This window comes from Mesorhizobium sp. ESP-6-2 (assembly GCF_020164675.1).
GTDB lineage: Bacteria > Pseudomonadota > Alphaproteobacteria > Rhizobiales > Rhizobiaceae > Mesorhizobium.
In genome coordinates, this window is record NZ_JAIUGT010000009.1 from 257,900 (window position 1) to 272,926 (window position 15,027).

Annotated in this window: 14 protein-coding genes; 4 read left to right on the forward strand and 10 right to left on the reverse strand. The window is 62.9% G+C overall.

All coding sequences use genetic code 11. The features are described 5' to 3' along the window. Positions 1-127: 127 nt before the first annotated feature. Both LB532_RS23165 and LB532_RS23170 read right to left on the reverse strand, forming a co-directional pair. Positions 128-2,107, reverse strand: a complete 1,980-nt coding sequence (locus LB532_RS23165; protein WP_140638072.1) for a bifunctional 2',3'-cyclic-nucleotide 2'-phosphodiesterase/3'-nucleotidase — start codon at positions 2,105-2,107, stop codon at positions 128-130. A gap of 151 nt (positions 2,108-2,258) precedes the next feature. Next, positions 2,259-3,524, reverse strand: a complete 1,266-nt coding sequence (locus tag LB532_RS23170) for an NAD(P)/FAD-dependent oxidoreductase (RefSeq protein WP_140638071.1) — start codon at positions 3,522-3,524, stop codon at positions 2,259-2,261. Between the two features lie 165 nt (positions 3,525-3,689). On the opposite strand from LB532_RS23170, the gene LB532_RS23175 reads away from it, so the two are divergent. Beyond that, on the forward strand, positions 3,690-4,349 hold the full coding sequence (locus tag LB532_RS23175; protein WP_140638070.1) for a 5-formyltetrahydrofolate cyclo-ligase: 660 nt from the start codon (positions 3,690-3,692) through the stop codon (positions 4,347-4,349). Between the two features lie 30 nt (positions 4,350-4,379). On the opposite strand, the gene LB532_RS23180 is transcribed toward LB532_RS23175, so the two are convergent. Further along, positions 4,380-4,853, reverse strand: a complete 474-nt coding sequence (locus LB532_RS23180) for an Lrp/AsnC family transcriptional regulator (protein WP_140501327.1) — start codon at positions 4,851-4,853, stop codon at positions 4,380-4,382. Between the two features lie 158 nt (positions 4,854-5,011). On the opposite strand from LB532_RS23180, the gene ald reads away from it, so the two are divergent. Then, a complete protein-coding gene (gene ald / locus LB532_RS23185; RefSeq protein WP_140501325.1) occupies positions 5,012-6,127 on the forward strand; it encodes an alanine dehydrogenase in 1,116 nt (371 codons plus the stop codon). 378 nt (positions 6,128-6,505) lie between these two features. Here ald and LB532_RS23190 read toward each other — a convergent pair whose 3' ends face one another. The 6 genes from LB532_RS23190 to LB532_RS23215 all read right to left on the reverse strand — a co-directional run bounded on the left by LB532_RS23190 (position 6,506) and on the right by LB532_RS23215 (position 11,041). After that, complete coding sequence (locus tag LB532_RS23190; RefSeq protein ID WP_140638069.1) at positions 6,506-6,973, reverse strand: DUF1203 domain-containing protein; 468 nt, start codon at positions 6,971-6,973, stop codon at positions 6,506-6,508. A 142-nt stretch (positions 6,974-7,115) separates the two neighbouring features. After that, positions 7,116-7,673: an OmpA family protein gene (locus LB532_RS23195; RefSeq protein ID WP_140638068.1), complete on the reverse strand. Its 558-nt coding sequence runs from the start codon at positions 7,671-7,673 to the stop codon at positions 7,116-7,118. 96 nt (positions 7,674-7,769) lie between these two features. Further along, positions 7,770-8,333 (reverse strand): GNAT family N-acetyltransferase, encoded by a 564-nt coding sequence (locus tag LB532_RS23200; RefSeq protein ID WP_140501320.1) that lies wholly within the window; start codon positions 8,331-8,333, stop codon positions 7,770-7,772. A gap of 2 nt (positions 8,334-8,335) precedes the next feature. Beyond that, entirely contained in the window at positions 8,336-9,187 is an 852-nt protein-coding gene (gene sseA, locus LB532_RS23205; protein ID WP_140638067.1) for a 3-mercaptopyruvate sulfurtransferase, read from the reverse strand. Positions 9,188-9,263: 76 nt separating this feature from the next. Further along, entirely contained in the window at positions 9,264-10,007 is a 744-nt protein-coding gene (locus LB532_RS23210; RefSeq protein WP_140638066.1) for an alanyl-tRNA editing protein, read from the reverse strand. Beyond that, a complete protein-coding gene (locus LB532_RS23215) occupies positions 10,007-11,041 on the reverse strand; it encodes a cysteine synthase A (RefSeq protein WP_140638065.1) in 1,035 nt (344 codons plus the stop codon). Before LB532_RS23215 ends, LB532_RS23210 begins: the two co-directional genes overlap by 1 nt. A 230-nt stretch (positions 11,042-11,271) precedes the next feature. Here LB532_RS23215 and LB532_RS23220 point away from each other — a divergent pair, with 230 nt between their 5' ends. Together LB532_RS23220 and LB532_RS23225 are read left to right on the forward strand one after the other, a co-directional pair. Next, on the forward strand, positions 11,272-12,093 hold the full coding sequence (locus LB532_RS23220; RefSeq protein ID WP_140501312.1) for an SDR family oxidoreductase: 822 nt from the start codon (positions 11,272-11,274) through the stop codon (positions 12,091-12,093). 93 nt (positions 12,094-12,186) lie between these two features. After that, complete coding sequence (locus LB532_RS23225) at positions 12,187-13,161, forward strand: alpha/beta hydrolase (protein ID WP_140638064.1); 975 nt, start codon at positions 12,187-12,189, stop codon at positions 13,159-13,161. 108 nt (positions 13,162-13,269) lie between these two features. Here the strand turns inward: LB532_RS23225 and LB532_RS23230 are convergent, their stop codons facing one another. Continuing rightward, positions 13,270-14,685: a DEAD/DEAH box helicase gene (locus LB532_RS23230; protein ID WP_140548627.1), complete on the reverse strand. Its 1,416-nt coding sequence runs from the start codon at positions 14,683-14,685 to the stop codon at positions 13,270-13,272. Positions 14,686-15,027: the final 342 nt, after the last annotated feature.

Here is a 15,027-nt window from a genome sequence, read left to right on the forward strand (position 1 = left end):
CTCGTCCGGTGTGTGAGCTCTCGGCACCTGGAACTGGCAAATCAATGCCGGCGCGCCTTTGATCTCGTCGCCGGGCGACTGGCCGGGCATGCCCCGAAACGGCCCGCGGCCCAATTGCGAGTGGCGATCAGAGAAGGATTCGGTATTTCGCGAATCCTGCCTCGCCTTCGCCAGCCGGCTCGATCTTCAACGACTTCACTTCAGCGATGAAGTCCTTCGCCTTGGGCCCTGTCTCGAACACGACGCTGGTTCCGGGCAGCGGCGCGAACGACCAGTTGCCGTCCGCCGACGGGTTTATCGTGCCCTGCTTGACGATGTAGCGGACGATGACATCGCGGTTGGTGTCCGGCGCTTCGTAGATGATCCTGGAAGCATCAATGTCAGGGAAATTGCCGCCGCCGCCGGCCCGGTAGTTGTTCGTTGCAACCACAAATTTCTGATTGGGATCAATTGGTTTTCCGTCGAACATCAAGTCGACGATGCGATTGGCGCCGGCATTGGCAAGCCCGCCCTTGGCATCGTATTTCGGCGGCTGGGACAGATCTATTTTGTAGGTGACGCCGTCGATAACGTCGAAATTGTAGGACGGAAAGTCGGTGTTGATGAGCGCCTGGTCGGCCTTGCCAAGTTCGATCCGGTTGAAGATGCCGGCCGACATTTCCAGCCATTCCTTGACCTGCGCTCCGGTGATCTCAACGGCCCGCACGGTGTTGGGATAAAGGTAGAGGTCGGCGACGTTCTTGATGGCGATGTCGCCTGCCGGCACATCGGTGTAGTAGTCGGCGCCGTTGCGCCCGCCGGCCTTGAAGGGGGCTGCCGCCGACAGCAGCGGCACGTTCTTCCATTGGGTGTTTTTCAGGATGTCCTGCAGGTACCAGGTCTGCGCCTGGCTGACGACCTGAACCGACGGATCGTCGGCGACCAGCGCGAAATAGGAATAGAGCGGCGCTGCGGTCTTGCCGACGGGACGACGCACATAGGCGAGCGTTGCCTGGTGGTCCTGCTCGAGCGCGGCGATGATGCGGTTGTCGTCCGCGACAGTCGGCTTGTTCTTGTTATCGACACGCTCGAAGATCGGCCGCGCCTCCGAGGTAGCGGAAACGATCTTCCATTTCGATCCGTCGCGCTCCAGCATCAGATCGATCAGGCCCATATGCGAGCCCCAGAAGCCGCCCATGACGGCGGGCTTGCCCTGTAGCGTACCCTTTTGCGCATCGACGCCTTCGAGCGCCTGAAAATCCTTCTTCCCAGGGAACACCAGATGCTGGTGACCCGTGAACACCGCGTCGATGCCTTCGACGCCGGCGACAAAGAACGATGCGTTCTCCATCATATCGCCCTGCTTGATGTCGATGCCAGAATGCGAGAGCGCGATGATAATGTCGGCGCCGTCCTCCTTCATCTGCGGCACCCAGGCCTTGGCGGCCTCGACAATGTCGCGCGTTCTGACATTACCTTCGAGGTTCTTGAGATCCCAGACCATGATCTGCGGCGGCACGAAGCCGATGATGCCGATCCTGATCGGTTGCTCGGTGCCTGAACCGTCCTTGATCTTCTTGTCGAGGATGACGTAGGGCTTGAGGTAGAGCTTGTCGTCGCGCGGGTTCGCGGCAAGCTTGGTGCCGCGGATCAGGTTGGCGCAGACGAAGGGAAAATTGGCGCCGGCCAGAACCTTGTCCATGAACGACAGGCCATAGTTGAATTCGTGGTTGCCCAGCGTCGAGCACTCGTAGCCGAGCAGGTTCATGCCTTTCATGACCGGATGAAGGTCGCCGTCCTTCATGCCCTTTTCATAGGCGATGTAGTCGCCCATCGGATTGCCCTGCAGCAGGTCGCCATTGTCGATCAGCATCGAATTGATAGCCTGCTTGCGCACCGCGTCGATCAGCGAAGCCGTGCGCGACAGTCCCATCGTGTCATTCGCTTTGTCGGCGTAATAGTCGTAGGGCAGCACATTCACATGGATGTCGGTGGTCTCCATGATCCGGAGATGCGCCTGGTTAGCCTGGGCGCGGGCGGAGAAAGGGTGAAGCGCAATCAGCGCGCCCGTGGCGCCGGCGCCCGCGAGGAGACTGCGGCGGGAGACGGAATGGAGCGGCTGCGACATGTTTTCTCCTTTTCGACGACACGAAAGCCCTGCCCCAAAGCGAACTTCGCGCTGAAACCTATTCGAGTCCATTCAAGAAGTTGCGCGCATCGGAGCTCTCAGTCGATCAGCAACTGATGACGCGCGGATGAACGGGCGCAAGCGCGGAAGATCAGCCCTTGTCGTCGTCGCCCTGCGTGATCAGGCGGGCGCTGCGTTGGCCCGTGACGTAGATCCATAGCCAGCTCAGCGACACCGCGAGCCGGTTGCGGAAGCCGATCAGGAAATGGATGTGCGCCAGTCCCCACAGCCACCAGGCCGGCCAGCCGGTCAGCCTGATCCAGCCGAAATCGATCGCTGCGGCGCGCTTGCCGATCGTGGCCAGGTCACCGGCATGCTTGTAGTGGAACGGCCGTACGCTCGGGTCGCCGGCAAGCCTGGCCTTGATGGTCGCGGCAACATGGCGGCCCTCCTGCTTGGCGGAAGGCGCCACGCCGGGAACTGGCCGTCCATCGGGCCGCAGCACGAGAGCGGCGTCGCCGATGACGAAAATCTCGGGGCTGCCCGGGACGGTGAGATCGGGTTCAACCAGCACCCTTCCCGCCCGATCGGCGGCGGCGCCCAGCCATTCGGCTGCCGGCGAAGCGGCAACGCCCGCCGCCCACAATATGGTCCTCGCCGGCAGATGCGTGTCGCCGAAGACGACGCCCTCGGCGTCGCAGCGCGTGACCGCCCGGCCGAGTTCGATCGTCACGCCGAGCCGCTTCAGCGCCTTTTTGGCATAATCGGACAGTTTCGGCGCGAAATTGGCCAGTATGCGGTCGCCAGCCTCGATCAGCACCACACGCGTCTCGCGCGTGTCGATGTTGCGGAATTCGCCGCGCAGTGTGTCGTGCGCCAGTTCGGCAATGGTGCCGGCAAGTTCGACACCGGTCGGACCGCCGCCGACGATCGCGATGGTCAGCAGCGCCTGGCGCCTGGCGGGATCGGTTTCCCGCTCGGCCTGTTCGAAGGCGAGCAGAATGCGCCGTCGAATGGTGGTGGCGTCCTCCAGGGTCTTCAGCCCTGGCGCGAACGGCTCCCATTCATCGTGGCCGAAATAGGCGTGTCGGGCACCGGTGGCGAGCACCAGCGTGTCGTAGGCGACGGTGCTGCCGTCATCGAGCAGCACGCGTTTTCCGGCTCGGTCGATGCCGGTGACATTGGCGAGCAGCGTCGTCACGTCCTTGCGCTTGCGCAGCAGGTGGCGGATCGGCCAAGCGACCTCCGAGGTCGCCAGCGCCGTCGTCGCGACCTGGTAGAGCAGCGGCTGGAAAAGATGATGATTGCGTTTGTCGATCATGGTGATGCGCACGGGCGCTCCGGCGAGAGCGCGGGTGAATTCGAGGCCGCCGAACCCCGCCCCTACGACGACGACATGGTGATTGGCTTGATCCATCGCGTTCACCCTGACGAGCAATATCGCCTGCCTTTGATGTAGGAGCTTTTGTGCAATGCAGCAACACAAAGGCCGTGCCCGAGACTCGTCGTTCCATGTCGTGAATGCACATGTCGCATCCCGCCGCCGGGTATAGCGTTATGGAAAACAGCGATGAGGTGAAGCATGGCCAACGATCACGACGACCAGGGTCCCGCGCAATATTCCTCGCCGCCATGCTTCATGCACGAACTCGATCCTGCGTTTCACGCGCCCATAGCCGATTGGACCGACGTCAGACGATGGCGCAAGGCCGAACGGGAACGCCTGATCGCGGCGCGTCTCGCGGTTTCCGCCGATGCGCGAACGGCGATGTCGCAGAGCATCGCCGGAGCCCTCGACGCGGTGATCGGCAATATCGCCGGCCGCATGGTCAGCCTCTATTGGCCGTTTCGCGGCGAGCCGGACCTGCGGCCATGGATGGCCGCCATCAATGAACGAGGCGGGCGCACCGCGCTGCCCGTCGTCGTCGAAAAGGCACAGCCGCTGATCTTCCGGGCCTATGTTCCGGGCGACCGGCTGGAGAAGGGCGTGTGGAACATTCCGATTCCGGCCGAGGGCGAACCGGTCTTGCCCGACATCGTCATCTCGCCGATCGTCGGCATCGATTCCGGCAATTATCGCCTGGGCTATGGCGGCGGGTTCTATGACCGAACGCTGGCGGCGATGCCGTTCAAGCCGCTGGTCATCGGCGTCGGCTACGAATTGCAGCGCATCGCCACCATCTACCCGCAGCCGCACGATATCCCGATGGACCGGATCGTGACGGAGGCTGCCAAGGCGTAGACGGCTGAAGGCGTGGAAGGCTGAGAACGCTCAGGCCATTTCGGGCTTCAGACCCATCGCCGTCCGGTCGACGATTTCGCGCAGGGCAAAAGACGAATTGATCTTCGTCACATGCGGCATCGCCGACAGCCACTCCTTGTGGATGCGTTCGTAGTCGGCAAGGTCCTTGGCCGCGATCCTGAGGATGTAGTCGTACTCGCCCGACATCAGGTGACAGGACAGCACGTTGGGGCAGCGCTTGATCGCAGCCTCGAAATCCGACAGCGTCTTCTCGAACTGGCCCGACAGCGATATGTGCACGATCGCCGTCATCTGGTGACCAAGTGCTGCATTGGAAAGCCGGGCATGATAGCCGCGGATGGTTCCGGATTTCTCCAGATTGTCGAGCCGGCGCGAACAGGCCGACTGCGACAGGCCGACCCTTTCGGCAAGGGCGGCGTTCGGCATCCTGCCATCCTTCTGCAAGGTCTCCAGAATGGCGATATCAATCCTGTCGAGCGGCATTCTTCGTGATTCCTGCGAATTTTTGCGCATTCTACGCAACAATTATCGAATAGCGAACCCTCCTGCAAGTGCATTCGCAAACACTTACGCAACGATTCGTGGTTGACTGCGTCAATACAGGGAACGAGCCCGGAAGGGCCGTGTCAGGAGAAAAGAAAATGCGCGTCGGCTGCCCCCGGGAAATCAAGAATCATGAATATCGTGTCGGGCTTACGCCCGGCTCGGTCCGCGAATATGTCGCCCACGGACATGAGGTGCTGGTCGAGACCGGCGCCGGGGCTGGCATTGGCGCCGACGACAACGCCTATCGCGCCGCCGGCGCCACCATCGCCAAGACGGCGGCCGACGTGTTCGCCAAGTCGGATATGATCGTCAAGGTCAAGGAGCCGCAGCCTAACGAATGGGCCCAACTGCGCGATGGCCAGATCCTCTACACCTATCTTCACCTTGCTCCAGATCCGGAACAGACCAAGGGCCTGCTCGCTTCGGGCGTTACCGCCATCGCCTATGAAACGGTGACCGACGACCGGGGCGGCCTGCCGTTGCTGGCGCCGATGTCGGAAGTCGCCGGCCGCCTGTCGATCCAGGCCGGCGCCACGGCGCTGCAGAAGGCCAATGGCGGCCGCGGCGTGCTGCTCGGCGGCGTGCCCGGCGTGCTGCCCGGCAAGGTCACTGTGCTCGGCGGCGGCGTCGTCGGCCTGCACGCGGCCAGGATGGCGGCTGGCCTGGGCGCCGACGTCACCATCATCGACCGCTCGATCCCGCGCCTGCGCCAGCTCGACGACCTCTTTGCCGGCCGCGTCCACACCCGCTACTCGACCGTGGAGGCTCTGGAAGAAGAGTGCTTTTCCGCCGACATCGTCGTCGGCGCCGTGCTGATCCCGGGTGCTGCGGCGCCGAAGCTGGTCTCGCGCGAAATGCTTTCGGGCATGAAGAAGGGGTCGGTGCTGGTCGACGTCGCCATCGACCAGGGCGGCTGCTTCGAGACCTCGCACGCGACCACGCATGCTGAGCCGACCTATGAGGTCGACGGCGTCATCCACTACTGCGTCGCCAACATGCCGGGCGCCGTGCCGGTCACCTCAGCACATGCACTCAACAACGCGACTCTGCACTATGGCCTGCAGCTCGCCGACAAGGGCCTGAAGGCGCTGGTCGACGACCATCATCTGCGCAATGGACTCAACGTCCACAGAGGCAAGATTACCAACCGTGCGGTCGCCGAAGCGCTCGGCTACGAACTGGTCGAACCGAAGGCGGTTCTCGCGGCCTGATTCTCCTGAGAGGATACCGGCCTCCCGTCAGCCCGCCGGTCATTCCCGGCGGGTTTTTTCTTTCCGGATTGGCGGCTGTCAGGCCTGCACCCGGCTCGGGCTTAAAACATGTGCCGCAACCTGCGTCTCGGCGCCAATTGCAAGTTTAACTGAGCCCTCCAGGCAAATAGTCGAAGCCCATCGGCTTCTTTGCGCACAAACTTTCTGTGGGAGGTTCAGGCAAACAAAAAAGCGGAGCCAAGGCCCCGCTTCCTCGATGTCGAGATTTGCCGCCGGTTCATCCGCGGTCGACAAATCGATCGACGACTACCCGTGTACCGCACTGGTGTGACGGGAGTACGACAGCGCTCTGCTATCGCACCGCCCACATGCGCCCCTTCAGGTGCGTTCGATCCGGCATTGGTAGCAATTGTTGCGCGCCGAGCGAACATGGACGTAGGCAATGTCGTCGCGCTCCAAGAGAGCCTCGGCGCGCGCCGCGATCGCATCGGTCGCAATGACGCCGCCGCTGCCATAGACGATGCGGTCATCCCTGCCGTAGCCGCGCACGATATAGTCCGGGCTTTCGAGAATTTCGGGAAGCGCCTGAGATTCCGCGGTGCGCTCGCATTCCTGCGCGTGAAGGAAGATCGGTCCGGTCTCGGCATAGGGCTGAAGTTTGGGGAATGGCCGGTAGGCCAGGATGAGATAGTCGTCTCCGGCGGAGATGTTCTTCAGGCAATGCCGGCATGGCATGCCGTCGCCGTCGGAGACTTTGCGCTCGGGCGTGTTTCCATACGCATCGGGTCCGCCGCGCTGAAGCGCTCGTACATCTTGTGTCGGCAAGGCTTTGAACTGGATGGTCATGGCGAAAATCTCCGATGTCGTTGATCGGAAGTTATGCGCTTCAGCCCCTGCCTCCCACCCGATTCCTGACAACCATTGGCCCTTGACCGGCATTTTCCAGCCGACCAAGGCAAGGCGAACTTCACCGGATTGTCGGAACTCCTCAGCGAATGAAGTCGTCAAAGCGACGGAGGGTGACCCGCCGGTTCCGCCAGTTTTCGTTCTGCGTCTGCACCAGCAGGAATTCCTCGCCATAACCGACCGTCTCCAAAGCATAGGCCGGCACGCCGAATTCGCGCACCAGGGTGCGCTTCAGCGAGGCGGCGCGCTGTTCCGACAGGATCTGGTTCGATTGGAAGGAGCCGACGGCGTCGGTATGGCCCTCGATGAGGACGCGCGCCCCGGGATTGCGGCGCAGGATACGCTGCAACGCATCGGCGATAGTGTCGATCTTGTCGTATTGCGAACTGGAAATCGCGGCCGAGCCGAAGGCGAAATTGATCGACTGGATGTCGATCGACCGGGCCATGCGGCGCAGGTCCGGCCGGCGCTTGAACTCACGGATGGTGACACGCTCGTTCGGGCGCAGCTTCACACGGGGTGCCGCCTCGAGCTTTCGTTCGATGGTTGCGGCCGAAGGTGTTGTCGCCTGCCCGGCGGCGAGACCGGGCATTGCGATTGCCGCGATCAGCGCGGCGGCAAGGGTACGGCGGGTCAGCATGTCTTTTCTCCTTCGGCCCGTATTATGTGCGGGCAAGATCGCAGAGACAGGCTGAAGCGCGGATGAACGAGAGGTTCAGCTTTTGTGAGGGCGTCGCTATGGCCGCATGACGCTGGCCGAGCGCTCGGCGAAGGGCAGAGGGTGCACGGTCTCCTTCTTCTGCGCCACCGGCGCGAAGCCGAGCTTCTGGTAGAGCGGCAAGGCAGCAGGATGGTCGAGCGTGCAGGTCTGCACCGTCACCCGTTTCGGTCCATATGACCAAGCCGCGGCGATCGCCGATCCCAGGAACCAGCGGCCGATGCCTTGCCCGGTGGCATGTTCCATCATGCCGAAATAGGCAAGCTCAACTTCTTCCGGCAGATGCGGCTTGAGGTCGAAAAACCCGGCGGGCGCGCCGTCGAGATAGAGCACCCTGATGTCGCGATCCTCGCGGTGGATGCCGGCAGAAAGCTCGTCGTCATCCAGCCTCAGCACATTGACCCAGTGCCATTTACGCCCCACCCGATCCATCAGGTACCGGTAGAAATGCAGCGGAATGTCCTTGGTTTTCAGGAGTGCGACCTGGCGGTTGTAGGGCATGGGCGGCGACACGGCCGGTGGTGCATGCATCTCGAGGAACGTCACCGTGACTTCGATGTCCTTCAGCTCGCCGTTTTCCATCGTCATTCCTTGCCTGTCACGACTGGTGTGTCGGAGAGACCGCCCCATTCGGTCCATGAGCCGTCGTAAAGCCTGTTGTCGGTATGGCCAAGCGTTTCCAACGCAAGCGTAATCACCGCTGCCGTAACGCCAGAGCCGCAGGAAGTGACGACAGGCTTCGACAGATCGAGGCCGGCGTCCTCGACCACCTTGCGCAACCGCTCCTTCGGCAGAAGCACGCCGTGTTCCGACAGCGCCGAATAGGGCAAGTTGCGCGCGCCCGGCATATGGCCGGAACGGACGCCCGCACGCGGCTCCGGCTCCGCGCCGGTGAAGCGTCCTGCCCCGCGCGCATCGGCAATCTGGCTCTCCCGGGTTTCGACGATGCGGCGCATATCGGCAAGGCTGGCGACCCGGCCGGCGTCGAAATCGGCGTGGAACACGCTGGGCGCGATTTTGGTCGGTTCGGCCGTCACTGGCCGGCCGGCCGCTTTCCAGCCATCGAAACCGCCGTCAAGGATATAGGTCTGGAAGACGCCCATCACCCGGAACATCCACCATGCCCGAGGTGCCGAGAAAAAGCCCGGGCCGTCATAGACGATAATCGTGTCATCGGCCGAAACGCCCATCGCGCCGACATACTGGGCAAAATGCTGCGGCGACGGCAGTGTATGCGGCAGCGCGGCGTCCGGATCGGAGACCGCGTCCTGATCCAGGAAGCGGGCGCCCGGAATGTGCCCGGCATCATATTCGGCCCGCGCGTCGCGGTTCTGCGCCGGGAGATACCAGGATGCATCGACAATCGTCAGGCCAGGCTGGCCCAGACGCTCCTGCAACCAGTCCGCGTCGACGGTGAAAGGACTGTCTTCAGCCATTGTGGTTCTCCTGCCGCCATTGACCAGACGTTGCCTTGCCGCATGATCTTGTCCGAAAACGTCGCAGCTTTCGAGATCATGTTTGAGGCATCAGTCCAAACCGGATGCGGAAGCGCCGGTTCTCACGTCCCTTCTTCTCGATCTTGCCGATATGGATTTCGCCGATCTCGCCGGTGCTTTTGACATGGGTACCACCGCAGGGCTGGCTGTCCACCGAAGCGTTCTCGCCGATGCAGACCAGCCGGATTTTGCCGGTGCCTAGCGGCGGACGGACATTTTTGGACTTCACCAGACCCGGATTGGCGGCCAGTTCCTCGTCGCTGATCAGCCTGGTAAAGATCGGATGATCGGCCCGCACCAAGCCCATCAGGCTCGCCGTCACGTCTTCCTTGCTGAAGCTGGCGTCGGGAATGTCGAAATCGACACGGCTGTCGTGTTCCGAAACCGCCGCGCCGGTGATTGGAAACGGGCAGACGACGGTGAGCAAATGGCAAGCGGCATGCATGCGCATCAAAAGGTGCCGCCGCTCCCAGTCGATAGCGAGCCTCAGGCGCTCCCCGACCGCAGGCGCGGCTTGTTCCGGCGCCGGCACGTGGATGATCTCGTCCTTTGTTTCCCCGGTGATGGTGGCGGCCAGCACGATGCGGCTGCCATCGGCGCGCTGGAGATGGCCGCTATCTCCCGGCTGCCCGCCCGAGGTGGCATAGAAGATGGTGCGGTCCAGAACGATGCCGCCGCGCTCGTTGACGGCGACCACCACGGCATCGGCCGTCCTGAGATAGGCGTCGTCGCGAAACAGCGCTTCGGTCTTGTGCGCCATCACACAACCTCTTCAAACGGCACGGAAATCTCTGATTTCTCTTCCATCCAGCCGGGCACCGGCAGCTTCTTTTCGCGCAGGAATTCGGGATTGAACAGCTTCGATTGGTAGCGTGTGCCGTAGTCGCAAAGAATGGTCACGACGGTATGGCCGGGGCCGAGTTCACGCGCCAGCCGGATCGCGCCCGCTATGTTGATGCCGGTCGAACCGCCGACGCAAAGGCCTTCCTCCTGGACCAGGTCGAAGACGATCGGCAACGCATCCTCATCACGAATCTGGAACGAGAAGTCGGGCGTGAACCCATCGAGGTTGGCTGTGATGCGCCCCTGCCCGATGCCTTCGGTGATCGAACTGCCTTCCGACTTCAGCTCACCGCTGGTGTAGAAACTGTAAAGCGCAGCACCCAGCGGATCGGCGAGGGCGATCTTGACGTCCCTGCTTTTCGCCTTCAGCCCGAAAGCGACGCCGGCCAGCGTTCCGCCCGAGCCGACCGCCGAGACGAAGCCGTCGACCTTGCCGCCGGTCTGGCTCCATATCTCCTGCGCCGTGGTGCGGATATGACCATCGCGGTTGGCGATATTATCGAACTGGTTGGCCCAGATAGCGCCGTTCGGCTCCGACCGCGCCATTTGCTCAGCCAGCCGCCCCGACAATTTCACGTAGTTGTTGGGGTTCTTGTACGGCACGGCCGGAACCTCGATCAGCTCGGCGCCGAGCAGCTTGATCGTGTCCTTCTTCTCCTGGCTCTGCGTCTCGGGAATGACGATGACGGTGCGGTAGCCGAGCGCCTTGGCGACCAGCGTCAGCCCGATGCCCGTATTGCCGGCCGTGCCCTCGACAATGACGCCGCCCGGCCTGAGCAGCCCACGCTCTTCGGCATCGCGGATGATGAACAGGCCGGCGCGGTCCTTGACCGACTGTCCAGGATTCATGAATTCGGCCTTGCCCAGAATCTCGCAGCCGGTCTCTTCCGAAGCCTTGTTGAGGCGGATCAATGGCGTGTTGCCGATAGCGTCGATCACGGAGCGGGGCATTCGGGAGTCCTTGTGTAGCTGCGGCGAAACCCTAGAAACCCGAAGCTTCGGTTTCAAGGCAAGAATTTGCCTGGTCCAGTCGCATTTTCCGCACTGCATTTGCGCCGGCGTCTCCCTGGTGCCGGGCGTATCCGCGCTGTTCATTTGCGACTGGCGTCGAAAACCGCTCTTTTCATTCGATTTCTTCGCGGTTAGAGCAAAAGCCAAGAACAATTCGACGGGGGCGCAGCATGACACTCTATCGGGCCGACCCGAAGCATGGCGTCGCCTGGGTCACGGGAGGCAGCAGCGGCATCGGCCGTTCGCTGGCCAGGGATCTTGCGTCCCAGGGCTATGCGGTGGCCGTAACGGCACCCGATGGCGATCCGATCGACACGCTGATTGTCGAGACCGCGCAGATGCCAGGCAAGGTGAAGGCTTTTCCCTGCGATGTCACCGACGAGCCGCGCATGGCGAGAACCGTCGCTGCGATCGAGAACGAGCTTGGCCCCATCGTGCTCGCCGTCTTAAACGCGGGCAATTACATTTCCACGCCTGGCGAGGCTCTCGTCGTCAGCGATTTTCGCCGCTCTTTCGAGGTCAACTATTTCGGCATCATCAACGGGCTGGTGCCGGTCGTCGAACGCATGCGCGTGCGGGCGCGCGGCCATATCGTGCTGGTCGGCTCGGTCACCGCTTATTTCGGCTGGCCGACGACGGCCGCTTATGGCGGCACCAAAGCGGCGATCAACATCCTGGCCGAATCGCTGAAATACGATTTCGACAAGATGAACGTGCGCGTCCAGGTCATGAATCCGGGCTTCATAGACACACCGCTGACCGAGAAGAACATGCTGCCCATGCCGGGGCTGATGCCGGTCAGCCGAGCGACGCGGCGCATGGTGCGGGGTATCAAATCCGGCGGCTTCGAGGTCACGTTCCCGCGCCGGACGAGCTGGCCCCTGAAGCTGCTCAGCCTGTTGCCGAGACCGGTGTACCGAGGCGTGATCAGCCTCATGACGAGCTGGAAGGCACGGCCGCTGAATTATGACCGCAAGCCGCCGAGCGAATAGAAGCCACCGGATCGGCGGCTTCATCGCCGGGCCGGTCGTTGCCTGTTCCCGGCCACCCCGGTGGGTTTGTTGTTGTTGCGTTTGGAGTCTGCGATGGGGCGACATATCGTGCTTGCTGTGCTGGGGTTAGTCGCCATCCTCGCACTGGCCTTCGTGCTCGGCCCGCGGGTTCCCGTCGACACCACGATCCGCTTCGATCCATCCGCAATCGGCGACGATCCGCAGGCCTACGTGGCCAGGACGGAAGCGGCGATATCCGGCATCCGTGACGGGCTGGAGAAAGAAATCATCTGGGCCAATCCGATGGTGCATGCCAGGACACCGCTGTCCATCGTCTATATCCACGGCTTTTCGGCGTCGAAAGGCGAACTCCGCCCGCTGCCCGACGAGGTTGCCGACCAACTCGACGCCAATCTGTTCTTCACCCGCCTCACCGGCCACGGGCAGGATGGCGCGGCCATGACGCAAGGCAGCGTCAACGCCTGGATCAACGATTATGAGGAGGCGCTCGCGATCGGTCGGGCCATCGGCGACAAGGTGATCGTTATCTCCACTTCGACCGGCGGCTCGCTGGCGGCCTGGGCGGCAACACAGCCGGGCGCTTCGGACGGCGTGGCGGCGATCGCGTTCATCTCGCCGAATTTTGGCGTCAAGGCGTCGGGCGCCGATATCCTGACCATGCGATGGGGCAAACAAATAGCCGAACTCGTCGCCGGCAAAGAGCGCAGCTTCATGCCGCGCAACGCGCTGCACGAGAAGTTCTGGACCACCAGCTATCCCCTTGCCGCGACGCTGCCGATGCAGGCGCTGACGGAACTTGCCTATGGCGCGCCGGTGGAGAAAGCGGTGGTCCCTGCCCTCTTCATCTTTTCGGATTCGGACAGCGTGGTTCGGTCTGACCGCACGCGTGAAATCGCCGGGCGTTGGGGCGCGCCGCACGAACTGGTTCCGGCCGACGACACCGGCGATGCCGACAACCACGTCATCGCCGGCGACGCCCTGTCGCCATCGACCACGACCTTCCTTGCACAAAGAATTGCCGTCTGGATCGAGGCGGTCGCGAAGTAGCCCGAGCTTCCATACGGAAAGGGCGACCGCAGCCTCACCGCGGTCGCCCTTTATCTCACTGGTGACCAGCCGGGCACGCAAATGCCCGGCCGATACGAAGCGGCCTGCCTACGCAGCCCGCGCCGCAGGACGCTTGCCGCCGAAGCGGCGTTTATTGTTGCCCTTGAAGGGCTTGGCGCCTTCCGGTTTGCGGTCGCCAGCGAAGGCCGGCTTGTCACCGAAGCGTTTCTTGCCGGAGCCGTTGTTCTGGCCGCCCGGCCGCCTGCCGTCCCGACGGCCATTGCGCTCGTTGCGGTCATTGGCAGGCTCGAAGCGCTCGTTCTTCTCAGCCGGGTTGCGCTGCGGATCGGGGCTGCCGAGATGGTCGGCGACAACAGGCAGCTTGGCGCGGATGATGCGCTCGACCTGGCGCAGCTTGCTGTTCTCGGACGGGTCGCAGAGCGTAATCGCAATGCCGTCCCGGCCGTTGCGGCCGGTGCGGCCGATACGGTGGACATAGCTCTCCGCCTCATCAGGCAGGTCGAAATTCACGACATGACTGATGCCGGGCACGTCGATGCCGCGCGCGGCGATGTCGGTGGCCACCAGAATGCGCACCGCGCCGTCGCGGAAATCATTGAGCGCCTTCTGGCGCGCATTCTGCGACTTGTTGCCGTGAATAACGGCGGCCTTGAAGCCGTCGCGCTCGAGGTCCTTGGTCACCCGATCGGCGCCGTGCTTGGTGCGCGAAAAGATGATGACGGACTTCATCGCCTCGTCGGCGAGCATTGTCGACAGCACCTGGCGCTTCTGCTTGGTGCGGGCAAGGACGACGCTCTGCACGATCTCGGCCGCCGTCGTGCTCTGTGGCGCGACTTCGACGCGAACCGGGCTCTTCAACAGGCCCTTGGCCAGCTCGGCGATCTCGTTCGGCATCGTCGCCGAAAACAGCGCCGTCTGGCGATCCGGCGCGGTCGCCTTGGCGATGCGCTTGACGTCGTTGATGAAGCCCATGTCGAGCATGCGGTCGCCCTCGTCGAGGACCAGCCATTTGGTGTCGGAGAGGATGAGGTCGCCCTCACGCACCAGGTCGGTCAATCGGCCGGGCGTGGCGATCAGTACATCGACGCCGGGAGCGATCTTCTTCACCTGGCTGAAGCGCGAGACGCCGCCCAGCACGAGCGCCGTCGAGACATGCGCGCCCTTGGCGAGGATCTTGATGGTGTCTTCGATCTGCACGGCGAGCTCACGAGTCGGCGCCAGAATCAGCGCACGGGTCGTCTTGGCACGCCGTTTGGTGCCGAGCGCGATGATCTTGGAGAGGATCGGCAGAGCGAAAGCCGCTGTCTTGCCGGAGCCGGTCTGGGCGATGCCGAAAATGTCACGGCCTTCCATCTGGGGCGGGATAGCCTGGACCTGGATCGGCTTCGGATCGGCGAAGCCGGCGGCATGGGTGGCCTTGAGCAGCGCACCCGTAATTCCCAGTGCCGCGAAACCGGAGAGTTCTCCAGTGTCGTTGCCGGGCAAAGTGTTTTCGTTGGTCAAAATATTCTTCTTTCACACGGCCTCTGGCCGCAAACATCAATGGCGGCAGGGCGCAACCCGCCGTCGGACAATTGTTATGGAACGACAAGGCGGCGGACGTGTCCGTCCGCGCGGCTGCGCTGTCGTGCCCGCAGGCATCATGCCACGGGGCTTTTTCGCCGCCTTGCTAACCAATCGGGGCCGATCAGCAGGAAAGAGGGAAAACAGACGCAACCAGTCTCATTCGAGGAGAAGGCCGGATCAATCCGGCCCAAGCGCCTATGCCGTGCATATGGCTGAGTTCGCTCTGAAATGCAAGGGCATCATGTTGCAGCGCAACAAAACGCCTCGAAAAAGCGACGC